Consider the following 22,203-nt stretch of genomic DNA (forward strand, 5'->3'; position numbering starts at 1 on the left):
GGCGTCAGTAGCCGTTGGCCAGGTACTGGTCCACGTTGTCCTTGGTGACCACCGCGGAGTAGGTCGTGATCTTCGCGGGCACATCGTGTTCGGCGAGATCGCCGAGCGCTTTGCGCTGCCCGAGCAGCCGCGCCAGCGTGACCGCCGAGGAGGCCATGGCCGGGCTGTAGAGCACCGTCGCCTGCAACGGCGAGTTCCCGGTCTGGATCTCCTTCATCGCCTGTGTCGAACCGCCGCCGCCGACCATCACGAATTCACTCGCGCGATTGGCCTGCTTGATCGCGGCCAGCACACCGATGCCCTGATCGTCGTCGTGGTTCCACATCGCGTCGATCTTCTTCACCGCCTGCAACATCTGGCTGGCCACCTGCTGCCCGCCGGAGGCGGTGAAATCGGTGGATTGCCTTGCGGCGATCCGGAATCCGGCCGCGCTGAGCGCATCGCGGAAGCCGTGGCTGCGTTCCTGGGTCAGTTGCAGGTTGTCGATACCCGCCACCTCGACGATCACCGGATCGGCGATCTTCGCCTCGCGCATCTTGCGGACGATGAAATTGCCCGCGTTGATGCCCATTCCGTAGTTGTCGCCGCCGATCCAGGTGCGATAGGCCAGCGCCGAGGCGAAGACCCGGTCCAGATTGATCACCGGGATACCGGCCGCCATCGCGCTTTTCGCGATCTCGGTGAGCGCGTTGCCGTCGAACGGCAAAACCACCAGGACATCTGCCTTTTGGTTGATCAGAGTCTGCACCTGTTCGATCTGCCTGGCGACATCGTTGGTGCCCTCGGTGACGTTGAGCGTCACGTCACTGAGGCCGTCGGCTTGCGCACGAGCGTTGCGGGTGATCGCCGCGGTCCAGCCGTGATCGGCGGCCGGCGCGGAAAAGCCGATCTTGACCTGCTTTCCGGCGTCCGCGTTCGCGCCGGTGTTACCGGCGACCTGGGTGTTGGACGAGGTGTCGTTGCCGGTGCAGGCCGCCGCGAGAACGCCGGCGCCGGCCGCCAAACCGGTCAGCAGGACGCCGCGGCGGGGCAGAGAATGGGTGGTACTCATCGTATTCCTTTGTGCGTGAACGGAGATCAGGTGAGAGTGGGGACGGCCCGCGCACGGCCGAAGCGCTGGAACAGCAGGACGGCGACGATGATCGCGCCCTTGCCGATCGCTTGGATCGGTTGCTCCAGGTTGTTGAGGATGAACAGGTCCTCGATGACGGTGAACACGAGCACCCCCAGGATCGAACCTGTGACGGTGCCGAATCCGCCGCTCAGCAAGGTCCCGCCGATGACCACCGCGGCGATCGCGTCGAGCTCGTAGAGCTGGCCGTTCGTGCTGGCGCCCGTCGTGGTCTGGGCGGTGAGCATGATCGCGGCGATACCGCAGCAGACCCCGGAGATGGTGTAGAGCAGCAGGGTGTGCCTGCGGACGTCGATGCCCGCCAGCCTGGCCGCCTCCGGATTACCGCCGACCGCGAAGCTCCGACGCCCGAAGGTGGTGCGCTCCAACAGGATCCACCCCACGACCACCACTACCACGAATAGGTAGACCAGCAGCGGAATGCCGAGCACCCGGTTCTGCGCCAGGGCGAGCAGGTCGGTGGTGACCAGCTGGGATTGCCGCCCCGAGAGCTGTTCGGCCAAGCCACGCGCGGCCACCATCATCGCCAGCGTGACGATGAACGGCACCAGCCTGCCGTAGGCGATCAACGCGCCGTTCAGCAGACCGCAGCAGGCCCCGACCACCAGTGCGCTGAACACCATCCCGGCGACACCGTAGGACTGGGTCGCGGTGGTGGTGCACCACACCGACGCCAGCGCGATGATCGCGCCCACGGACAGGTCGATGCCGCCACCGATGATCACGAAGGTCATCCCGACGGTCACGACGCCGATCACCGAGGCCAGGGTCAGGATGGTGATCATGTTGCTGGTGCTGAGGAAATCCTCGCCCTTGGTCAGCGCGCCGACCCCGAGCAGCGCCAGCAGCGCGAGTACCAAGGTCACGTGTTTGCGAATCTCGCTGCGCACCTTGGCGAGCACGGTGGTCCCGGCCCGAGAGCCGTTGGGAGCCGGTGACTTTGCCGGTACCGCACGCGCAGTCGGTTCCGTCGTACGTGGTGCCCGTGGTGACGCACTCACAAGGCACTCCCTTCCATGATCATGGCGATGATGTCGTGTTCGGTCAGCTCGGCCGCGGGCGCCGCGTGGATCATCGCGCCGTCGCGCAGCACCAGTACCCGGTCGGAAAGACCGAGCAGTTCCGGCAGATCGCTGGAAACGAGCAGCACCGCGACGCCTTGGTCGGCCAGCCGGTGGACCTGCGCGTACACGTCAGCGCGCGCACCCACGTCGACGCCGCGGGTCGGTTCGTCCAGCAGCAGTACCCGGCAGTCGTCGAGCAGCCAGCGAGCCAGGATCGCCTTCTGCTGATTGCCGCCGGACAGTTCCCGGACCGGATGCGCCGGATCGGGCGGTCGGATGCCGACGCGGCCCAGCGCGGCACCGGCGTCGGCGCGTTCCCGGCGCCGGTCGAACCAGCCGAAGCGGGAGTAGCGCGGCAGCGAGGCCGCGGAAATGTTGCGGCCCACCGATTCCAGCAGGAACAGCGCCTGCGATTTGCGCTCCTCGGGCGCCAGCCCGAGGCCGGCCGCCACCGCCGCGGTGGTGCTGCCCGGCCGGAGGCGGTGGCCGTCGACCAGGATCTGTCCGGACGACGGTCGGCGCGCTCCGTAGATCGTCTCCAGGATTTCCGAGCGTCCCGCGCCGACCAGGCCTGCGAGACCGACGATTTCGCCCGCGTGCACCGCGAACGATACGTCGTGGAAACGGCCGGTCAGCCCGAGTCCGGTCACCCGCAGCACTTCCGGCGCCGCGGCGGCAGGCGCGGGCCGCGGGGCCTGCAACTCCAGATTGCCGCGCCCGGTCATCAGCGAGACCACCTGCTCGGTGCTCGTGGTACGCGCGGGTAGTCCAGCGGCGACGGTGCGGCCGTCCTTGAGTACCGTGATCCGGTCGCCGATCGTCCGGATCTCCTCCAGGCGATGCGAGATATACACCACCGCAACACCTTCGGCGCGGAGCTGCTCGATGATGCGGAACAGGTTGGCCACCTCGTCGTTACCGAGCGCCGCCGAAGGCTCGTCCATCACGATCAGGCGTGCGTCGTACGAGAGCGCCCGTGCGATGCTCACCACCTGTTTGGCCGCGGCGGGCAAGGTACCGACCGCGGTATTCGGGCCCAGTTCGGCATGCCCCAGGCGACCGAGCAATTCGGTGGTGGCCCGGGACGCGGGAGCGCGGCGGGTGAAACCGGCGCGCACGTGTTCATGGCCGAGGAAGATGTTCTCCGCGATGCTCAGCCCGTCGCAGAGATCCAACTCCTGGTAGATCGTCGCGATACCGAGGCGAGTCGCGGCCGCGGGACCGGATAGTCGCAAAGGCTTACCGAGCCAATGCAATTCGCCGCCGTCGGGCTGGTGCGCACCGGACAGCACCTTGATCAGCGTCGACTTGCCGGCCCCGTTCTGGCCGAGCAGGCAGTGCACTTCGCCCGCGCGCACCTCCAGATCGACGTGATCGAGCGCCCGCACACCGGGAAATTCTTTGACGATGCCCCGCATGGTGAGCACGGTGTCCATGGCCGGCCTCCTTGCCGGCGCCGCGGATCAGGCGACGCTGAAGACGTGATCGCTGATGAGCCGGGCCGCGCCGATCACGCCGCCGAGCCCGGCGAGTTCGGACAGCACGATCGGCAGATTGCCGGTCGCCAGCGGCAACGAGCGGCGGTAGACCACACTGCGGATTTCCGCGAGCAGCGGATGCCCGAAACCCGCTATCCCCCCGGCGATCACCACCAGCCCGGGATTGAAGAAGCTGACCAAGCCCGCCAGCACGGTGCCCAGGTGCGCGCCTGCTTCTCGAATCATGGTCACCGCCACCGGGTCTCCCGCGGCGGCGGCGTCGGCCAGATCGATCGCGGTGAGCGTGCCCGCACTCGCCAGACGTTGCGCGAGGAACGGTGACCGACCCGCCCGCGCGGCAGCCAGTGCCTCCCTGGCCAGCGCCGCCCCGCCCGCGTAAGCCTCGAGACAGCCATTGTTGCCGCAGGCGCAGGTCGGTCCGTCGTCACTGATCCGGATGTGCCCGATATCGCCCGCGCTGCCGGACACGCCGCGATAGATCCCGCCGTCGACCACGATCCCGCAGCCGATACCGGTGCCCACCTTGACCAAAAGAAAGTCGTCCACCGAAGGTGCTGAGCCCGCGTGCATTTCGCCGAGGGCGAGAATGTTGACGTCGTTGTCCACGAGCACCGGGCAGCCCAGCTCCTGCGCGACCACCTCACGCACCGGAAAACGGTGCCAGCCCGGCATGATCGGTGGCGTCACCGGCATACCGTCCCGGAAACTCACCGGGCCCGGCACCCCGATCCCCGCGCCGTGCAGTCGACCGGCCGCCGCATGCTCGTCGCGTAGTTTGCCGAGCAGATCCACCGCTCGTTCCAGCACTGCCGCCGGTCCCTGCCGGATGTCGCAGGGCTCGGAAAGATGGCCCCGCACCCGCAATTCGCCGTCGGTCACCGCGACATCGATCGAGGTGGCGCCGATATCCACCGCCGCGAACCGCAGGCCGGACGCCAGGCGCGCGATCGCCGAGCGGCGGCCACCGCTGGAGTCCGCGAGACCCCCCGCCTCCACCAGCCCGAGTTCGGCCAGCCGCGCCAGCTCGACCGCGAGTTTCGACCTGGACAACTCCATCGGCTGCCCGAGATCCGACCGCGACCGCGGTCCGTGATCCCGCAGCAGCCGCAATAGCCGCGCCTGGTGGGCATTTTCGGGTCTCGCCGCGATCCGCATCGTTCCCTCTTTCCAACGGATGCCCGAGATTCAACCCCACTTTGTCGGCCTGTGTAGTCACTTCCGTCAGATTGATACGAAGTTTGTCCTGTAGCAGGACAAAGTAGGGCACGCGGGTGCGCGTCCGCCGGTCACGGTGTCGGTCCGGACCGGCGGACGAAGCGGCCTCACGCAGGGGCGCCGAGCGGCGGATGCTCGAGCACCCGCGGCCGGTACTCGACCAGCTGGATGCGGCCGTCGAAGGTGCGGTGCTCGGTCATCTCCAGGGCGACATCCGGATAGCCGTCGTAGATGCGTTCCGCACCCGTGGCCCCGGTGATCACCGGGAACATCACAACCCGGAACCGGTCGACGAGTCCGGCGCGCAGCAGGGACCGGCACAGGCTCAAACTGCCGATCGTGCTGATGATTCCCGAGCCACTCGACTTCATCGCACGGACCGCCTCGACGGCGTCATCGCGGACCAGCGTGGAATTGGCCCACTTCAACGGCTCTTCCAGGGAAGAGGAGAACACCACCTTGGACGCTTTCGTGAGCTCGTCGACCGACGCCTCCTCCTCCGGCCTGAACTCGTCTTGACCGTCCGGCACCTCACCGGCGGCAAAGCCCGACATCAGCCGATAGGTGTTCGCCCCCATCAAATAGGTGACCTCCGGCTGCTCACCGAGCCACGCGAGATACTCCGGCCCCTCGAGCCCCCAAAACCCGGGCCACCCCTCCCCCGACGCGTACCCGTCGAGGGAAGTGATGAAGTCGACAAGAAGCTCCGACATGACGATGTCCTTTCCTAGGGTGTTACAAACTCTGACCGGCCGAGAGCCCCGAACTCATCGGCCGCGCCGTGGAGAGCGAGGGGAACCCGTCACGCTGGGACCGATCATCTCGCCCTACGGAGCGGAAGTGTGCCAAAGCGCAGTCGCTCGAAGAGACACCGAGCCGCGGACTGCGCCGGCCAGGCCATCGCCGAACCACATTGCCGCGCACCGACACCGACGGTTGCCGTTGCGGGAGGTCTCCACCACCGCGCCTCGGGAAACCACCTGCGGATGCGACACCCGCCAACAACACCCCAAACCGAACGAACTCTCCGGCAGAACCGGCCTGGGTGCTACACCGGCACAGGGGACGAGTCAGAGATTCGCGTCGACTCCGGTTCCGGGTGTACCGCGAAAGCAGCGCTGTAGGCGGCAGCTCAGGATCCGGCATCGCCTACCTTCCAGATGAGGCTCCAGCACGAAAGTACGCCCCGGCAGCTCCGGAACGTGGGCGACGGCGCCGCCGTCGACTCGAGGCTTGGCGCGGCGGTGTCGGCGTCAGCCCGAGTCCTGGCACGAACTGGACGCTGGATCGGGGTTCGGTGCAAGTGTTGGCGGCATCGACTCGGATTCCGGGAGCAATTCCAGCCTGGGTTCGAGCGCGGGCCCGAGGACCGACGGCGGCGGTTCGCACTCCAAGTGCGGCTCCGGCACAGGCGTGGGCGTGGGCTGAGGGTTCCCCACGAACGTGGGCGACGGCGCGAGGGTCGGCGGCGTCGGCTCGACATTCAGGTGTGACTCCGGCGCGGGCATCGGCAACGGCACATGTCCTGGATGCAGCTCCGGCACGAGCGTGGGCGTCGGCTCAGCGTCCGGGCATGCCTCGGGCGTCGGCATGGGCGCGGGAGCCAGCGGGGGCTCGGGAGTCGGCGCGGGCGTGCGCGCTGGCTCGGCCTCAGACGCGGGGGTTGGTGCGGGCGCAGGGGTTGGCGCATGCGCAGGCTCGGGGGTCGCCGCGGGCGCGGGCGCGGGGGTTGGCGGCGTGGGTTTGGGGGTTGGGGTTGGCTCGGGGTGGGGGTTGGGGGCGTTCCAGATCGAGTCGTCGGGGGGTGTGGCGGCGGTGAATTCCGGGATTGGGGGAACGGCGAAATACCTTGGTGTGTAGGGGATTTTCGAGGTGGTGTCGGCGGGCTCGGTGGCTGCCTGGGCGTGTAGGCGGGTGTCGGGTGGGGGTGATGTGGGGTGGGGGCGCGCTGCATGGTTGGGCGTGGGTTGTGGCGTCGTGGAGGGTGTGGCGGCATGGTTGGGCGGGGTCTGTGGTGCAGCGGAGGGTGCCGCGGCCGATCGGTAGCGGTCGAGTTCCGCGTGCAGTTCTCGACGCTGCTGCATGAATTCGTTGATCTGCGTTTGCAATTCCCTGCGCTGCACCATGAGTTCGCTGGGTCGCAGCCCCGCTCCCTCCAGCGCCAGTGTCCTGTCCACGAACACACCCATTCGCCGCGCGAAGGCGTCGTTCGCGGCACCCCGCATCTGCTCCGGACTCATCCCCTCCGGGTCAACCCCCAACTCACGCAACTGCGCTCGCACCGAGTCAGGCACCTCCGCCCCACCAACCTTCTCGGTACCCGACGAGCCGTGCCCAACTTCGGAACTGGCTCCTTGCCCGGCCCCGACCTCACCGCCGTCGCTCATCGCTCTTTTCGGCGTGTGGCCACGGTCCGGGGTCTGTTCGCCGGGTACTGCTTGTGCGCCACGCGAATCCGTCGGTTCGCCCGACTGGGCGGATCTCGGTTCACCTGCCCGGTTCACGTCGGATGCCCCGCGCTGTTCGCCAGCTGACTGCGCTTGTTCCTCCCGCGCAGTGCGGATTTCGGGTGCACCGGACTGCGACTCCGCACCGTTCTTGGGACCGGCCACGATGTTCTGCCCAGCTTCGGACTGGGCGGGGTGGGCGCCGGAGCGGGAATCAGACTGGCTCGCAGCGGTTTCGGGCGCTCCAGCCCGAGGTGAGCCCGGCTCGGGAGCGGACGCGGCGATCGACCGGGAACGAGCCTCGTCGCTCGGGAACGATCGAGGTGAGTCACTCTGAGCCTGATGCTCGGTCGATCCGCTGACGGCCCGACTATCCACCGCGCCGACAGGAGCCGCACCGGCATGGGTTTCCTGAACTCCACCCTGGCGACCGGCCCCACCACCGTCGGCCATACCCGGCCGAGCCGTACTACCATCACCGCCGAACCCGGACCGAACCGAACTGCCGTCACCTCCGGCGGTCGCGCCCACAGAACCGACGTCACCGGCCCCGGTCCGAACTGTCGCGCCAGTGCTTCCGCCGTTCGACCGGGTCGAACCGCCCTCACCACCAACGCTCGGCCGCGAACGATCAGCGGCCGCTGGTCGAGGCGGACTGCCGTCACTACCAGCTCCAGGCCGAGCCGCGCTGCCATCACCTCCGTCACCCAGCCGGGACACCGCACCGCCGTCCCGCCCGAAGACGCCGCGTTCCGGTCCACGGAAATTCGTTGCGCCGGGCCCACGTCCGGCCGACGAGTGGCGAATCCCCTTGCTACCGCCGACGAGTACGCCGTAGGCGGCGCCGCCGGTGAGCATGCGCGGATCCCAGGTCCATCCGTTGGCGATGCCGCCTACTCCCCATGCGCCGACGGCACCGATCATGCCGGCGCCTGCGCCGACCGCAGCGCCTTTGAGTCCATTGGTGATTCGTCCGCCGGGCACTTTTCCTGCCGCCTTGCCGAGCAGTCCACCGGCGGGCCCGCCGACCGCTCCTGCCGCCGCGGCGGTGTAGGCGGTGGTGCCGACGCGGTTCCAGTCGATGTCCTTACGGTGGCCTGCGCCGACCTGGTATCCCTGAATGGCGAGGTCTTGGCCCGCACCGAGCACGGTGCTGAAGACAATATGTTTGGCGGAGAACTTGGCGAGCGCGGCCAGACCGGTCTTGGCGGCGAAGCGCGCGATCGCGCTGACCGCCCGCTGCCCCAATAGTCGGACCGCCAGCCGGGTGACACCGATGGCCGCGGCTTCGACCAGCGGCGCGGTCGGCGGAAACACCCACGCCGCAGCGATTTCGAAGGCCAGCATGGCGAGCGAGCTGATCACCAGGATCTTGGTGTACTCGATCTCGGCGCCCAGCGCGTCCGCTGATTCGGCGACCTGCTCCAGGATGTCGGCCAGCTGCTCGAGCGATTCCGGCCCGTGAGCGAGTTCGCCCAGCGCGGCCGTCATGGCCTCGATACCTTCACCCCAGGGGTACGCCCGGATGGTCGCGTGCTCGGCGCTCGCCAAATCCGGCAGTAGCCGACGTATTTCGCGCGCGGCGCCCCGCCAGTCGGCGGCGATCGCCCACATCTTGTCTTCGTCGCCGTCGGGCCAGTCCGAGCCGGCGACCCAGCCGAGCCAGTGCAGTTCGCTGGGCAGCGTGATGGACATGTGTCGTCAGAAGCTCGGTCGACCTAGCCCCGATCCATGCGGGCCAGCAGTTCCGCGGCCCGGTACTGCCCGGCGGCGTAGGACTCGATGGTCGCGGCGGTGTTGCCGATACCCGCGAAGAGATTGCGTTGCGCCGCAAGGTATCCCTGCGGTCCGTCGGCGAATGTGCTCCCGTACCCGTCGCCGCCCCAAGCCGCCCCCTTCGCAGCCAGTGAGCGCTCCAAGTGGGCGAGGATGCCGTTCAACCGGTCACGCAGGTCGCCCATCTGGCCCGCCGCACCCCGCAGCTGCTCCGGAGTGACCTCGACTTTGGCCGCCACGCTTGCCCCTTCCACCGTTGCATCGACCTCAGACGATGACACCGTCCGGCGAGCGCCGGAAAGGTCGGCTTCCGGGTATTGACGGATCCTTGATACCGCTGCGGCACAACAGCTCTCACCTTGACGCGCTGTTTACACCGTTCGCTTCGGTCCGCATGCGCTCGGCGAGCTGCCAGAAGATGGTGAAGTTCGGCACGAGGCTCACCGGAATCGATGCCAAAACCCGTGCTTGCCCGGCGAGGTGCACGCTCACCCACCCCTTCCGCACCGCGATCTCCGCGACCTCGGACCACGGGACCGCCCGCCCGCCCGCGCCGATCTCGGTCCGCGTCAGCCAGAAGTGCTCGAAGTCGAGCTGCGCGCCGGAGCCGAGCGTTCTTGTCGCCTCAGGCAATTGCGCTGCGGTGACGAACGCATCGATGGCCGGGCCCCATTCGTCCGGCTCGGCGATCGTGTGCCGCAGCACGATCGGATCGCCGAGCGTGTCCGTGACGGTGTAGCGATGCGAAATCTGATGCGGTGCAGGGTTGCTCGCGTGTTCGGCGATACTGCGTCGCAGCACCGTGCTGTCGTATCGGACGACCCGTGGTGCGCCCCGCACGAGCGCCACCAACCCGCGTTCGTACAGGTCCATCCGCACCCGGCCGTTCCTACTGTGCAGGTAACCGCGCAACAGCAGATCGCACAGCAGCAGACCGCCGAGCAGCAGCGTGCCCGTGCACCCGACGATGACCACGATCGCGGTCCCGCTCGCGATCCCGAGCAGGACCACCAGCACGGCGGACAGCAGGCCCACTCCCGCGATTGTCGATCGCCGCCTATCCCACTCCGCCGCAACGTAAGTCGCCCGGTGCGGACCGAGGTCCGCCTGTGCCGCCACCAGGCCGATCGCAGCGCGAACCTCGGCGTCGTTGTAGGCACGACCCGACACTGCACCGCTCACTGCTTGCCCCATGCCGACCATGGTGCCCAGCCGCAGCCCGGCCGACGGCGCTCCTTGACGGAATCCCTACACCCCGGAACGCACAAAAGCCCCGCACCCCAACGGGTGCGAGGCTTTCTCTACCTGCGGAACTCAGATAGCGCGAACGTCCTGGGCCTGGGGGCCCTTCTGTCCCTGACCGACCTCGAACTCCACGCGCTGTCCTTCTTCCAGGGACTTGAAGCCCGAGCCGGAAACAGCGGAGTAGTGCACGAACACGTCAGCGCCGCCACCGTCTTGCGCGATGAAGCCGAAGCCTTTTTCAGCGTTGAACCATTTCACAGTGCCTTGCGTCATTACTTTACTTCACACTTTTCTGTAGATGAGCCGAGCAAATCACTGCGATAAGCCTGGTCTCACCCGACAACCATCGCACGTCTTCCTGAGAAAATCCCAAATTGTGAGCCAGCCAACCCTCGGCGCGGGCCGATCTGGCGGAAAAGCGCCAGGCTGGAGTCGCGAGCCCGACCGCGGTACGGCAGGGTGGACCCACCATGACCGACAACGACGATCCCGCGCGGATCAGCAGGTGGCGCCACGGTGTCCGGCTGGCGCTGTGTGCGATTTTCCTGCTCGGATTGTTCTATCTCGTCGCCATCGCACGGGTCGTCGACGTCGCGGGCGTGCGCGACGCGATCGGGGCGACCGGGCCGGCCGCGCCACTGGTCTACGCCGTAGCGGCGGCGCTGCTCGGCGCCATCTTCGTGCCCGGCCCGATTCTGGCCGCCGGAAGCGGTTTCCTGTTCGGCCCCGTGCTCGGCACCTTCGTGACCCTGGGCGCGGTGGTGGGCACCGCCACGGTTTCCAGTTTTCTCGGGCGGCGGGCAGGGCGGGAAAGTGCGCGCGGTCTGCTCGGCACGGACCGAGCCGACCGCATCGACGCCGCGATCGAACGCGGCGGGCTGTGGGCCGTGGTCGGGCAGCGTTTCGTCCCCGGCATTTCGGACGCGCTCGCCTCCTACGTGTTCGGCGCGTTCGGAGTTCCGCTGTGGCAGATGGCAGTCGGCGCGTTCATCGGTTCGGCGCCGCGCGCCTTCGTCTACACCGCACTCGGCGCGTCCATCGGCGATCTGTCGGCGCCCTTGGCCTACACCGCGATTGCGGTGTGGTGCGTAGTCGCCGTCCTCGGTGCTTTCGCCGCACACCGTGGCTTTCGCGCCTGGCGGTACCACGGTCGAGTCCGAAAAGCCGCACCCGCACAGGATGATACGCACGACCCGCGGTAGAGCTGACTGCGCGACTGCCCGCTAGCCGATCGGAAGCACGGTGAAGATGGGGTGATAGACCCAGTCCAGGATGCGCTCGGCGTCCTCCTTGGCGGCGACGGCACCGTACGGAGAACTGTGCAGGACCACGCCGATCAACGGTATCCCCGCCCGGACCGTGTGGAACAGCAGACAGGTCCCGGCGGCGTCGGTGAAGCCGGTTTTGATGCCGGAGGCCCCGGGATAGTCGCCCAACAGCAGGTTCGTCGTGTGCCAGAAATGCTCACGATTGCCGGGGCCCGCGGGCAGGTGATAATCGGGCGTGCCGGCGATCTCGCGCAGCACCGGTTGGCGGGTCGCGCGCAAACCCAGGGCGATCAGGTCCGCCGGGGTCGAATAGGTGGAGTGGTCCGTCGGCGTCGGCAAGCCACTCGGGTCGGCGAAATGCGTTCCCCTCAATCCCATTTGACCCGCAAGGCCATTCATTCGGGCAAGGAAGCCACCTTGGCCGGGTCCGAACGCTTCGGCAAGGGTGTAGGCGGCGTCGCAGCCCGACGGCAGCATCAGCGCGTAGAGCAGCTGGCGCGCGGTGAGCACCTCGCCGGGGCTCAAGCCCGCAGTGCTGCCGTCGTGCCGGACGCAGTAGGCGATGCTCTCCGCCGGCACGGTGACCGCCCGGTTCAGATCACCGGTCTCGGCCACGACCAGCGCCGTCATCACCTTCGCGATACTGGCTATCGGCAGCTGGGTGTGCAGTTCGCGCGACCACAGCACCGTGCCGGTGAGCCCGTCGGCCAGCGCGGCACCCGCTGCCTGCACGCCATCCGGCGCGGGAGTCGCCCAGGGCAACTGGCTTTGCGCGGGAGTGGCCGCGACGCCCTGCCCGACTGCCACGAGCAGCACGCCGGCGACCACCGCTTGCAACAATCGGGCAATTATTCGCATGGCCGCATTCTGCCTTTACCCGCCGTCGACCAGCGGTATTTCGACGCGGCGCCGCGCGCGTCACCCGGATAACGGCAACGACCGTTCGGTGCGGGTTTCGTCGAGGGCCTCGCGAATAAAACGACCGATCTTGCCGATGGCTTCGCGCGACTCGGGAACGAGGGGTGCGGCGAGCGGCAGGACATGGATCCCGCTCTCCCAGAGTTCCAGTTGCACAGCGACGTTCGCCGCCGAGTATTTCTTGACGAGTTCCTCCGCGTCGGGCAGTAGTACCTCGGTGGTGCCCACGTGGATGAGCGCCGGTGGCATACCGGAGAAGTCGTGATTGACCGGCGACCAGGCGGGATCGAGCCGTCCCTCGTGGCGCACTCCCCAATCCACCAGGAGGGCGTACATGGCGTCGGGGGTGTGCGGCTCGCGACGCTCGTTGGCATGGTCGCGGCGGCGGGCCGAATCGAAGTCGGCCCACGGTGAGAGGGCGACGATGGCCTGTGGCATGGCGAGCCGCCTGTCACGAACAGCTAGTCCGACCGAAAATGCCAGTCCCGCCCCGACCGAGTCGCCGGCCAACACGATCCGGTCACCCGGCAGCCCCAGACTCAACAGATAGCGATAGGCGTCGACGCAGTCCTCGATCGTTTCGGTGATATGCGCCTGCGGCAGTTGCCGATACGCGACGTTGAAGACGGGGACTCCGGCGGCGCAGGCGATCCGGGCAACCATCCCGCGATGAGTGTTCAAGCCACCGGTGACCAGCCCGCCGCCATGGAAGTACAGGATGGCGGCACCCCGGCCGAGCGGATCCGAGCCGGCGGATTCGTCCCAAATCCACTCGGCCCGACAGGTCTCGAGGTCGACACGGCGCACCCCGACACCCTTCGGACTCGGCAGCCTCGCCGCCAGAAGGTCCAGACGACTTGCCCTACAAGCAATTTCGACCGGAGTCAGCCAACCCTGCCGGTTTGCCCACAGTGCGAGATCTTCGATGACCCGCAGAGTCGCCCGTAACAGCAGATGCACGAATTTCAGCCGCAGACTCGCCGTATGCGTCCGCTGCGACACCGGAGCCGGGCAACACGCGCCCACGTGCTCGTTCACGTATTCCATTCGGATGCCGTTTCCTTGATCCGTCGAACACCGCCGGAATTACCGCTCGGCGGCCAAAGAGCCTGCGGTTGCCTCCAGTGCCGCGGCGGTCAGCGCCACGAAACCGACCGAGAGCTTTGCCTGCCGGGACGCGCCCGCGGTGGTCAGTGCACCGAAGCCGTCCCACGCGTCCGCCGCCGCGCTGGCCAGCAGGCTCTTCGACAGCACAGGTGAGCCGGACCTGGCCGCCGACAGCGTCACCGATCCCATGATGATTTCCCGGACACCGAGCATCTTGTTGGTGATGCGCAATTCCGGGGTATCGCCGTCCGGGCCGAAAGTGGCGATATTGAGCAGTTTCGGATTGAACATGTATCCGAGGCCGAGCACGATCCGGGCCACGCCGAGCGCTGTGGACAGCGGTCCAACCAGTTTCTTCATATCGCCAGAGTCCACCGGGGACGGCAGTGGCACCAGGACGCGAACATGGCGATTCCGGCCATGCGTCCGCTCAGCTCGTCGAACGCCGGGCACGGAGGCCGACCGCGGTCGGCACGACCGTGCCTGCGAGACAAAGCCAGCCGAAAAGGTCACCGATGCGCTGGTAAAGCGTGGTGGTGCCGCGAATCGGCACGGCCTGTGCGGCCGCCACGAACGCCGGCTCTTCCGCGGCGGAAATCCTGGCCGCGTTCTCGGACCACACGACGATCTTCGCCCCGGCACGCGCGGCACGACGGGTGTCGTCGAACAGGCCGTCGATCACCGCCGCGGACGCCACCGGCACCGTGGCCGGATCGAACCGCGGTATGGCCATCGGGTCGAAACCGGGCTCACCCAGCGCTCGCATCTGCGCCTCCATGGCCGGTGTACTCGGATTGATCCCGGCGATGCGCAACGTCTGGGCCGTCAGTGCCGGAAAGAAGGCCAATCGCGCACTGCCACCGACGATTACGACACCGAGCACAGCAAGGTAGGCGACGGGGACTCACATGACGGTGGTGCCGTCGTCGTACCGGAATCGATGCCGCCGGCTCGCAGCCGACCTCGGCTGTGACCCGTCCACGGTGACCTTCCTGGCCGACCGCCTCCAGGAGAAGGGACTGATCACCCGCGAGATCGATCCGGCGAACCGGCGCGCCAAGATCGTGCGCCTGACCGGACGCGGCCGCGAAGTCCGTCACCTGATCGGCACCGTGATGCTCACCCGGTCCCCCGTCGCGCACCTCAGCGCGACGGAGCAACGCCGGCTCAGCCGCCTGCTCACCAAGGCAGCGCAGGCGAAATCCGCAGGCGCCAGCGCTATTACAGACACCGACTGACCGTCTCCGCGCCGTACATCGGCGGCCGGTGCGGTACTTGTCGGTGCCGTCACATACCTTGGGCGCATCGTGATCGACCGGGAGGGAGAACGATGGCCTCGAATCCGAGTGCCACGCCGGAGGAACCGGCTTGGGAAAACGCTTCTGTCGTGCGGGTTCTGCCCGCTGTCGCACCGCGCAAGCTGAACAAGGTGCCGTTCGTGGAGCTGGCCGACGGGCGCCTGCAGGGCGTGGTGTCGAGTGGCTCCGATATTTCACGGGTGTACGTGGCCTCGGTGACCGCGGGGACGCACGGGCTGAGCTGCAGCACCAACAACAACCGGCCGTGCGGCGGGTTGAACCAGGGGTGGACCTGCAAGCATCTGGACTCGCTCATCGATGAAGCGGTGCTCCAGTACGGACAGGATCGAGTGGCACGTTTCCTGCGCGTGGAAGTCCCGGAGGGTGAGCGACTCGTCAACTGCCTCAGCGGAACTCGGGATCCGGCCCCGGCGGCCGCGGTATTCAGCAGATTCCTGCGGCACCTGACCTATCTCGAGCTGCCGGGCAGCACGACGCCGATTCCGGAGTTGCACTGGTTCCCCGCGGGGGTGGGTCGCTGATGCAGCAGGTACAACTCGCGGCCCTGGTGGAGGCGCCCACCGGCGTCGCGGCAGCCATGGACGCGGTGCGCGGTTTCGATACCGCGCTGGTCAACGGCTTCGCTCGGGTATCCGAGCCACAGAGCGCGGCCCTGTCGGCCCTCGCGGCCGTCGTGGCGGGTTCCCCGCTCGCCGAGGCAGTAGCCGCGGCGGTGGCGAAGGTGAGCACGGGAGCATTGGGCCCGGATGAGCTGACGGCGCTCGCCGCCGCCCGTGCCGCCCTGCTCGGCGCGGTGCACGATGCCCTCGTCGATCAGGCCGATACGGCACTGGGCCGCAACCGTTTCGAGTGGACCAGTGCGGCCGATCCTGCCGCACCCAACCCGCTCGCGGATGGTGCGCGCGCCTGGCTCGGCGAACTGGCGATCGCCGGATGGCGCGGCGTGGACCACGATTTGGTGGCGGCCGCGGACCACACGGTGGCGGCACTGCTGGCCGAACCCACGCTGCGGCGGCTGGCGGTACTGCTGGACGGCTTCACCGCGGAGCTGGGGGCATCCGCGCCGATCGCCACCATGGACCGGATACCGGCACGGCGTTGGGCCGATCTGTGGACGCGCGCACTGCTGTTGTCCCGTCGCAGTGCGGAATCCGCTGCGACCGAGACAGTTTCGGGACGTCTACTACCGCTGGGCGTCGACGTGCACGAGCACGGCACCGCGGTGCAGCTCCAATTGCACGGCGTGCTGGAACTCGCCGGTGCGCCGTCGCGCCGGGTGCGGGCTTCGGTGGCTGCGGCCAAGGTGGACACCATTGTGGGACCGGCGGTTTGGCAACTGTTGAGTGCGCACACGCAGTTGTGCACCGCGCTCGCCGAACAGCGTGCGTTGGAGCTCACCGACATGCCGCTGACCGCGACCGGCGACCTGCTGTGGGACGACGATCGCGCGAAGGCCGGTGCCGCCGCCGATCCGTTCGCCACCGCCGCCGTGCAGTTGCCGCAGGCGCACGCCCCCGCCGTCGCGCCGCTGGATCGCGATCCGGTCCACATCGCCGAACCGGTCCTGTTGGAGGGGTATCGATTCCGGGACGGTGCAATGGAATTGGGTGATCATCGGATTCGGGTCGAACTGGACGCGCTGCCGTCCGCGGGGCCGCTCACGTCGGCGGGCGTCACCGGCTCCAGCACCATGATCGGCTTGCTGCGCTGGGACGCCGACGGCTGGTCGGTACGGCCGCTGGCGATTCGACGCAAGGTCAAGAGCGCGCTAACCGCCTTTCACAACGGTGATTGGGCCCTCGGCCCGACCGACCCGAAAGTCGCCAAGGCGCAGGCCAAATCGGGCGACGCCGTCGCGGTGTTGCGCGAGCGCGCGGGACGGCTGCTGCGCCAATGATCAGTGAACCGAACCACGAGACCCGGCGCCAGATCCTGTATTGGCGCTTGCTGGCCGGTGTCTTCAGCGGCGAGCAACAGCCGACACTCGAACAGGCGAGCGCGGGCATCGTCGACGATCTGGGGCTACCGCTCGCGGTGCTCGACCCCGGTATCTCCATCGACAATGTGGTGCAACGCTATCCGGATATGAAGGCGGAGTTCGAACGCCTCGACTTCGCCACCGCCGAGGACGACTCGACGGCGGACTCGGCCGGATCCGACGACCCACCGCCCATCGGCGCGGCCGACGTCCGTACTGCGGCACTGGTTTCCAAACTACTGCTGAACGTCTTCGCCACCGGGTGCGGTCAGGTCAGTGCCACACAGCTGGCGGGTTGGCAGTCCGATGCCGGTTGGCTGCGCCGCTGTCTGGGCGAGGAGCAGGCCGGCGCCGTGCACGGCGTGCTCACCGGTTTGGAGGGCGAACTGGTGTCGCGCATGCGGTTGCGCGAGGTGCTGGCCGATCCGCACCTCGCCGCCCAGCTCACACCGAGCATGTCGCTCATCGAACAGCTGTTGCGCGACAAGCACAATCTGTCCGGCGTCGCGCTGGCCAATGCCAAACGCCTGATCCGCCGCTACATCGACGAGGTCGCCGAAGTACTGCGCACCCAGGTGCAGCAGACCAGCGTCGGTACGGTCGACCGCTCCGTCCCGCCCAAGCGCATCCTGCGCAATCTCGACGTGGACCGGACCATCTGGAAGAACCTGCCCAACTGGAATCCGCAGGACGAGCGCCTCTACGTCGACCGGCTCTACTATCGCCAGACCGCCAAGCGCACCGTCCCCGCCCGCATGATCGTGGTGGTGGACCAGTCCGGTTCCATGGTCGACTCCATGGTGAACTGCACCATTCTGGCGTCGATCTTCGCAGGCCTGCCGAAGGTGGATGTGCATCTCATCGCCTACGACACCCGCGCATTGGATCTGACCCCCTGGGTCCACGACCCGTTCGAGGTACTGTTGCGCACCAATCTCGGCGGCGGCAACGACGGCCCGGTCGCCATGGCGATGGCCGAACCCAAGATCAGCGACCCGAAAAACACCGTGCTGGTGTGGATTTCGGACTTCTACGAGTTCGACCGCTCGCAGCCGCTGTTCGAATCGATGGAAGCGGTCCACCGCTCCGGGGTGAAGCTCATCCCCGTCGGCTCGGTGAACAGCTCCGGCCATCAGAGCGTCAACCCGTGGTTCCGCGAACGGTTCAAAAACCTGGGCACCCCGGTGATTTCCGGACGCATCCAGAAGCTCGTGCACGAACTCAAGAACTTTCTCGACTAGGAGATCCAGCCATCATGAACGACGTTTTGCGCGCCCCCGCCGAGGTCAAGTACGCCGAGGAACTGGATTGGCTGGAGTCCATCGACGACGGCCCCAAGCCGTTCGCGTGGCGGTTGAGCCCGAAGATGGTGCGGATGTTCATTCTCGGTTCCGAACGCGCCGACGGGCTGGACCGCGAGGTGGCCCAGAAGTGGTTCGGCGACCGAAGTTTCGTCGAGCGCAGCATCGTCACCCTGGCCTCGGACCGGGGCCTGCTGCTCATCGGCGATCCGGGTACCGGCAAGAGCTGGCTGGCCGAGTTGCTGGCCGCCGCCATCAGCCGCAACTCCACCCTGGTGGTGCAGGGCACCGCCGGGACCACCGAGGACCACATCAAGTACTCGTGGAACATCTCCATGGTCATCGCCAAGGGGCAGTCCCGGGAGTCGATGATCGCGTCCCCGATCATGACCGCCATGGAGCAGGGCGTGATCGGCCGCTTCGAGGAGCTCACCCGCTCCACCAGTGACGTGCAGGATGCGCTGATCTCCATCCTGTCGGAGAAGTACGTCTCGATTCCCGAACTCGACGACGACAACGTCGTGTTCGCGCAGCCGGGCTTCTCGATCATCGCCACGGCCAACAGCCGCGACCGCGGCGTGAACGACCTCTCGTCGGCGCTCAAGCGCCGGTTCAATTTCGTCCGGATCCCGGTGGTGTCCAACAAGAAGAGCGAGGCGGAGATCGTGCGCTTCCGCACCACCGAACTGCTGCGCCGGCACTCCATCGAACTGGATTTGCCGCCCACACTGCTGGACATCCTGCTGGAGAGCTTCGCCGACCTGCGGGCCGCCGCGGCCGCCGCCACCAGCGACGACGACAAGCTGGAATCGGCGCTGTCCACCGCCGAGCAGATCGGCGTGCTCGAAGACGCCATCCTGCACAGCCAGTTCTTCGGCGCGAAGGAACTGCGCGCCGAAACCCTGGCCGGCTCGCTCGTCGGGTCGCTGGCTCGGCGCACGCCCGAGGACCTCGCCATTCTGAACAAGTACCTGCACGGCGTGGTCGAGCCGCGCAGCAAGGACAAGAAGGGGAACGCGGCCTGGGGTGAGTTCCTGGAAGGCGGCCGGGCAGCGATCGCGAGGCTCTCGTGACCGCCTCCGACACCCGCCCCGCGCCGAATACCTTTGCCGCACTGCGGGAACAGCTGGCGGACGCGGCCGTCGCGTTCGCCGGCGCGCCCGGGGCGGCGGGCGACATCCTCGCGGGCATGATCGACGATGTCGACCGGGCGCTGTCCGAGCGCTTGGAGATCTTCCCGGTCTGCCACCACTCCCCCGCATCGGGTCTGGCCATGGTGCGGCGACTGCGCGAAAAGCAGCCCCGCGTCATCTATCTGGAACTGTGCGAGGACCTGCGGCCCCTGCTGGACGAACTGCGTAACTGCCGGCTGCCGGTGGCATTGCAGGCCTTCGCCACCGACACCGCGGGTTTCCCGGTGGAATGGGCGCCGCTGTCGGTGGTCGCGCCGATCACCGAATCCTCGGCCGAATATCAGGCCATCGCTTACGCACTCGAAACGCCGGGCGTCGAACTGGTGCTGGTGGACCGGTCCACCGATCACGTCTTCCAGTGGGCGCCCGACGACGAGCCGGCACCGGCCGACGGCGAGCAGTCCGAAGAAGACGGCCTGCACGGCTCGGCGGTCGGCATCGAAATCGGCGATCTGCGACCACGTTTCGCCGAGTTGGAAGAGCACCTGCTACACCACGGCAAGGTCCGGCACTGGTCCGAGTGGTGGGACCAGTACGTCGAACAGCCCCTCGCGGACGCCGACTACGACACCTACCGGCAGGTGATGGTCATGATCGGCAGCCTGTTCCGGCGGTTGCGGCGCGGCAGCACCGCCGAAGACGAGAACCGCGAACGGTACATGTGGACTCGGATGCGGGAACACCTGGCCGCCAACGACATCGACCCGAGTCAGGCGCTGCACGTGTGCGGCGCGGCCCATGCGGCCAGTCCGGTCGAGGAGTTCGGACTGGCCGCACCCGCGACCTCGTTCGAGATCTCCCCGCGCTCGGCCACCACGTGGCACTACGGGCTGATTCCGTCCAGCCATTCCGCCATCGAGGCGCAGTTCGGGCTGGCCGGTGGCGCTGTGTCGATCGCGGCGGCCACCTGGGCGAAGGGTCTGCGGCGCGGGGCGTTGCAGTCGTTCCAGCTGACAGGCCAGCCCGGCACGAAGAAGCGTGCCAAGAAGGCGCTGCTGCCTGCTGCGGCCGAAACCGAAGTGGCGGATCAGCTTTCCGGGTTCCTGTCGCGACCGCCGGTACTCGATCCGCTCGACGAGGCCGAACTCCTCGAATGGTCGGTGGATATCGTGCGGCTCGCCCGCCGCAACGGCTATCTGGCCAGCACCGCCGACGCCATCGCCGTGTTCGAGACCTCGATCCTGTTGGCGGGCTTGCGCAATCGCGCCCGGCCGACGCCGTACGACTTCCAGGACGCGGCCGTCACCTGCATCGAGAAGGACCGCGTGCCCGGACGGCGCGACGTGCGGCGGCTGTGCGAGATCCTGCTCGGCGGCGACCGCATCGGCCAGGTCGGCTACGCGGCCCTGCCGCCGCTGGCCCGCGACGTACTCGACCGGCTGGAACCCCTCGGCCTGGACCTGTCCAAACGAACGCTGCAACGCGCGCTGCTGGACCTGAAGACCACACCGGACCTGCGGGCCTGCTCGGACCTGCTGTGGTTGCTGCGCAAACTGCTGCCGTACGACGCACTGCGGCCCATCATGGGTTCGCGCGGGCTCGGAACGACCTCGATCCAAGAAAGCTGGGATATCGGGCTCGGCAAATACCAGCGCTCACTGGTCGAACTCGGCTACGAGGGCGTCACCGTGGAACAGGTGCTGGAGCAACGCCTGCACCGGGCCGTCACCGCGCCGGACGCGACTGCCGCGATCGCGCTCGCCGCGGTCGAGGACGCGCTGGTGTATCTGGGCTCGGTACGGCTCGCCGACGAGTTGGGCAACCGGGCGGTCGAACTGCTCGCCGCCGAACGGACCGTCGACGACGCGCCACTCGTACTACGCCGTATCCGCCTGCTGCTCAACTACTTTCGCTCCACCGAAGGCGGCTTGTCCGCCTGGTGCGAACGCTTCGTGACCGCCGGCTACGCCCACTACTGCACCCTGCTGCCCACCGCCTTCACCGCCGAGGAAACCGGCCCGGCACAAGTCGCGGCAATGCTGGGTTTCCTGTTCGGGATGGAAAACCTCGCCCTGTCCCTGGGTTGCGACCACACCCAACTGGAATTGGCGGTGCTGCAATCACATCCGGAGGCACCGGCCAAGGTGGCACTGCTGTGGGCGGCGCGTTTCCAACTCGGCCTGCTGACGATGGCCGAGTTGCGCTCCCGGTGCGACGAGATGCTGGCCAATCCGCTGATGCTGCCGTCGGTTCCGCAGTACGTCAGCGGCTTCGTCCAGGCCATCGACCCCGCGCCCGCCCTGAAACCCTTTGTGGTGGAACTCCTCTCGAAGGCCTTCGGCACACTCCCCGACGCGGTGCTGCTGCCCTGGCTACCGAAGCTCATCACCACCCTGAAAGATCAAGCGGGCGACTTGATCCCCGGCCTGGTCCGCGAAGCAGGCCGCACCTTCCCCGGCGCGCTCCCCGCCGTAGACGCCTTCACCGCACCTTGGTCCCTCGAATCCCCCTCCACCCCAACACCACTGACACCGTCCCCCGAGGGCTCCGTCAACGACCTACTCGCCACCCACCCCACCACCTGCGACGCCCTCGCCACCCTCCTCGGCATCGACGGCGCCTGGCAGGAACCCCAACCAGCAGCCAGCCACGAAGTAGCCGACCTACTCCACCGATTCCCCACCACCGCCACCGCCCTGGCCCACCACCTCACCCCAACGTAACCCCCGAAGACGCACCCTTCTGCCTTCCCGCACCCGCCTCCCACGCCACAGCGGGTGTGGGAAGGCGGCGACACGGGC

The 22,203-nt window shown here is 67.8% G+C and carries 20 protein-coding genes; 7 read left to right on the forward strand and 13 right to left on the reverse strand.

Annotated elements, in window-relative coordinates; translation table 11 throughout:
• Positions 1–4: 4 nt before the first annotated feature.
• The 9 genes from O3I_RS37440 to O3I_RS37480 form a co-directional block, all read right to left on the reverse strand.
• Complete coding sequence (locus O3I_RS37440) at positions 5–1,051, reverse strand: substrate-binding domain-containing protein (protein ID WP_014988257.1); 1,047 nt, start codon at positions 1,049–1,051, stop codon at positions 5–7.
• A 26-nt stretch (positions 1,052–1,077) separates the two neighbouring features.
• A complete protein-coding gene (locus O3I_RS37445; RefSeq protein WP_216226520.1) occupies positions 1,078–2,022 on the reverse strand; it encodes an ABC transporter permease in 945 nt (314 codons plus the stop codon).
• Between the two features lie 107 nt (positions 2,023–2,129).
• Positions 2,130–3,632: a sugar ABC transporter ATP-binding protein gene (locus tag O3I_RS37450; protein WP_014988259.1), complete on the reverse strand. Its 1,503-nt coding sequence runs from the start codon at positions 3,630–3,632 to the stop codon at positions 2,130–2,132.
• 27 nt (positions 3,633–3,659) lie between these two features.
• Positions 3,660–4,850 (reverse strand): ROK family transcriptional regulator, encoded by a 1,191-nt coding sequence (locus tag O3I_RS37455; protein WP_014988260.1) that lies wholly within the window; start codon positions 4,848–4,850, stop codon positions 3,660–3,662.
• A gap of 167 nt (positions 4,851–5,017) precedes the next feature.
• Positions 5,018–5,623, reverse strand: a complete 606-nt coding sequence (locus O3I_RS37460; RefSeq protein ID WP_014988261.1) for a dihydrofolate reductase family protein — start codon at positions 5,621–5,623, stop codon at positions 5,018–5,020.
• A 540-nt stretch (positions 5,624–6,163) separates the two neighbouring features.
• On the reverse strand, positions 6,164–9,052 hold the full coding sequence (locus tag O3I_RS45985) for a hypothetical protein (protein ID WP_014988262.1): 2,889 nt from the start codon (positions 9,050–9,052) through the stop codon (positions 6,164–6,166).
• 23 nt (positions 9,053–9,075) lie between these two features.
• On the reverse strand, positions 9,076–9,372 hold the full coding sequence (locus tag O3I_RS37470) for a WXG100 family type VII secretion target (RefSeq protein ID WP_014988263.1): 297 nt from the start codon (positions 9,370–9,372) through the stop codon (positions 9,076–9,078).
• A gap of 115 nt (positions 9,373–9,487) precedes the next feature.
• The gene (locus tag O3I_RS37475) at positions 9,488–10,327 is read right to left on the reverse strand and encodes a DUF6585 family protein (RefSeq protein WP_141691905.1); all 840 of its coding nucleotides are present in this window, start codon (positions 10,325–10,327) and stop codon (positions 9,488–9,490) included.
• Positions 10,328–10,447: 120 nt separating this feature from the next.
• Positions 10,448–10,651 carry a cold-shock protein gene (locus tag O3I_RS37480; protein WP_014988265.1) on the reverse strand — a complete coding sequence of 68 codons (204 nt, stop codon included), beginning with the start codon at positions 10,649–10,651 and terminating at the stop codon, positions 10,448–10,450.
• Positions 10,652–10,848: 197 nt separating this feature from the next.
• Between O3I_RS37480 and O3I_RS37485 the strand changes: the two genes are divergently transcribed.
• Positions 10,849–11,580: a TVP38/TMEM64 family protein gene (locus O3I_RS37485; protein WP_014988266.1), complete on the forward strand. Its 732-nt coding sequence runs from the start codon at positions 10,849–10,851 to the stop codon at positions 11,578–11,580.
• Positions 11,581–11,601: 21 nt separating this feature from the next.
• On the opposite strand, the gene O3I_RS37490 is transcribed toward O3I_RS37485, so the two are convergent.
• The 4 genes from O3I_RS37490 to O3I_RS37505 form a co-directional block, all read right to left on the reverse strand.
• Positions 11,602–12,504 (reverse strand): D-alanyl-D-alanine carboxypeptidase family protein, encoded by a 903-nt coding sequence (locus O3I_RS37490; protein ID WP_041563123.1) that lies wholly within the window; start codon positions 12,502–12,504, stop codon positions 11,602–11,604.
• Between the two features lie 60 nt (positions 12,505–12,564).
• Positions 12,565–13,611 carry an alpha/beta hydrolase gene (locus O3I_RS37495; RefSeq protein ID WP_014988268.1) on the reverse strand — a complete coding sequence of 349 codons (1,047 nt, stop codon included), beginning with the start codon at positions 13,609–13,611 and terminating at the stop codon, positions 12,565–12,567.
• A 39-nt stretch (positions 13,612–13,650) separates the two neighbouring features.
• Positions 13,651–14,031 (reverse strand): hypothetical protein, encoded by a 381-nt coding sequence (locus O3I_RS37500; RefSeq protein ID WP_014988269.1) that lies wholly within the window; start codon positions 14,029–14,031, stop codon positions 13,651–13,653.
• 70 nt (positions 14,032–14,101) lie between these two features.
• A complete protein-coding gene (locus tag O3I_RS37505; protein WP_014988270.1) occupies positions 14,102–14,554 on the reverse strand; it encodes a hypothetical protein in 453 nt (150 codons plus the stop codon).
• A gap of 25 nt (positions 14,555–14,579) precedes the next feature.
• On the opposite strand from O3I_RS37505, the gene O3I_RS37510 reads away from it, so the two are divergent.
• The 6 genes from O3I_RS37510 (at position 14,580) to O3I_RS37535 (ending at position 22,125) form a co-directional block, all read left to right on the forward strand.
• Positions 14,580–14,909: a MarR family winged helix-turn-helix transcriptional regulator gene (locus tag O3I_RS37510; protein WP_014988271.1), complete on the forward strand. Its 330-nt coding sequence runs from the start codon at positions 14,580–14,582 to the stop codon at positions 14,907–14,909.
• A gap of 92 nt (positions 14,910–15,001) precedes the next feature.
• Positions 15,002–15,511: a hypothetical protein gene (locus O3I_RS37515; protein ID WP_014988272.1), complete on the forward strand. Its 510-nt coding sequence runs from the start codon at positions 15,002–15,004 to the stop codon at positions 15,509–15,511.
• Complete coding sequence (locus tag O3I_RS37520) at positions 15,511–16,887, forward strand: hypothetical protein (RefSeq protein ID WP_014988273.1); 1,377 nt, start codon at positions 15,511–15,513, stop codon at positions 16,885–16,887. Before O3I_RS37515 ends, O3I_RS37520 begins: the two co-directional genes overlap by 1 nt.
• Positions 16,884–18,209 (forward strand): vWA domain-containing protein, encoded by a 1,326-nt coding sequence (locus tag O3I_RS37525; RefSeq protein ID WP_014988274.1) that lies wholly within the window; start codon positions 16,884–16,886, stop codon positions 18,207–18,209. The genes O3I_RS37520 and O3I_RS37525 overlap by 4 nt, the downstream gene beginning before the upstream one ends.
• A 14-nt stretch (positions 18,210–18,223) precedes the next feature.
• Positions 18,224–19,342 carry an ATP-binding protein gene (locus O3I_RS37530; RefSeq protein WP_014988275.1) on the forward strand — a complete coding sequence of 373 codons (1,119 nt, stop codon included), beginning with the start codon at positions 18,224–18,226 and terminating at the stop codon, positions 19,340–19,342.
• Positions 19,339–22,125 carry a DUF5682 family protein gene (locus tag O3I_RS37535; RefSeq protein ID WP_014988276.1) on the forward strand — a complete coding sequence of 929 codons (2,787 nt, stop codon included), beginning with the start codon at positions 19,339–19,341 and terminating at the stop codon, positions 22,123–22,125. The genes O3I_RS37530 and O3I_RS37535 overlap by 4 nt, the downstream gene beginning before the upstream one ends.
• The last annotated feature ends 78 nt before the right edge of the window (positions 22,126–22,203 follow it).

The organism is Nocardia brasiliensis ATCC 700358 (assembly GCF_000250675.2).
GTDB classification, from domain to species: Bacteria; Actinomycetota; Actinomycetes; order Mycobacteriales; family Mycobacteriaceae; genus Nocardia; species Nocardia brasiliensis_B.

Excerpts from the sequence above, each read along its gene's own strand:
- O3I_RS37440 (WP_014988257.1), bottom strand. The coding sequence starts at position 1,051 with ATGAGTACCACCCATTCTCTGCCCCGCCGCGGCGTCCTGCTGACCGGT.
- O3I_RS37450 (WP_014988259.1), bottom strand. The coding sequence starts at position 3,632 with ATGGACACCGTGCTCACCATGCGGGGCATCGTCAAAGAATTTCCCGGT.
- O3I_RS37455 (WP_014988260.1), bottom strand. The coding sequence starts at position 4,850 with ATGCGGATCGCGGCGAGACCCGAAAATGCCCACCAGGCGCGGCTATTG.
- O3I_RS37460 (WP_014988261.1), bottom strand. The coding sequence starts at position 5,623 with ATGTCGGAGCTTCTTGTCGACTTCATCACTTCCCTCGACGGGTACGCG.
- O3I_RS45985 (WP_014988262.1), bottom strand. The coding sequence starts at position 9,052 with ATGTCCATCACGCTGCCCAGCGAACTGCACTGGCTCGGCTGGGTCGCC.
- O3I_RS37475 (WP_141691905.1), bottom strand. The coding sequence starts at position 10,327 with ATGGGGCAAGCAGTGAGCGGTGCAGTGTCGGGTCGTGCCTACAACGAC.
- O3I_RS37480 (WP_014988265.1), bottom strand. The coding sequence starts at position 10,651 with ATGACGCAAGGCACTGTGAAATGGTTCAACGCTGAAAAAGGCTTCGGC.
- O3I_RS37485 (WP_014988266.1), top strand. The coding sequence starts at position 10,849 with ATGACCGACAACGACGATCCCGCGCGGATCAGCAGGTGGCGCCACGGT.
- O3I_RS37490 (WP_041563123.1), bottom strand. The coding sequence starts at position 12,504 with ATGCGAATAATTGCCCGATTGTTGCAAGCGGTGGTCGCCGGCGTGCTG.
- O3I_RS37495 (WP_014988268.1), bottom strand. The coding sequence starts at position 13,611 with ATGGAATACGTGAACGAGCACGTGGGCGCGTGTTGCCCGGCTCCGGTG.
- O3I_RS37500 (WP_014988269.1), bottom strand. The coding sequence starts at position 14,031 with ATGAAGAAACTGGTTGGACCGCTGTCCACAGCGCTCGGCGTGGCCCGG.
- O3I_RS37510 (WP_014988271.1), top strand. The coding sequence starts at position 14,580 with ATGACGGTGGTGCCGTCGTCGTACCGGAATCGATGCCGCCGGCTCGCA.
- O3I_RS37515 (WP_014988272.1), top strand. The coding sequence starts at position 15,002 with ATGGCCTCGAATCCGAGTGCCACGCCGGAGGAACCGGCTTGGGAAAAC.
- O3I_RS37520 (WP_014988273.1), top strand. The coding sequence starts at position 15,511 with ATGCAGCAGGTACAACTCGCGGCCCTGGTGGAGGCGCCCACCGGCGTC.
- O3I_RS37525 (WP_014988274.1), top strand. The coding sequence starts at position 16,884 with ATGATCAGTGAACCGAACCACGAGACCCGGCGCCAGATCCTGTATTGG.
- O3I_RS37530 (WP_014988275.1), top strand. The coding sequence starts at position 18,224 with ATGAACGACGTTTTGCGCGCCCCCGCCGAGGTCAAGTACGCCGAGGAA.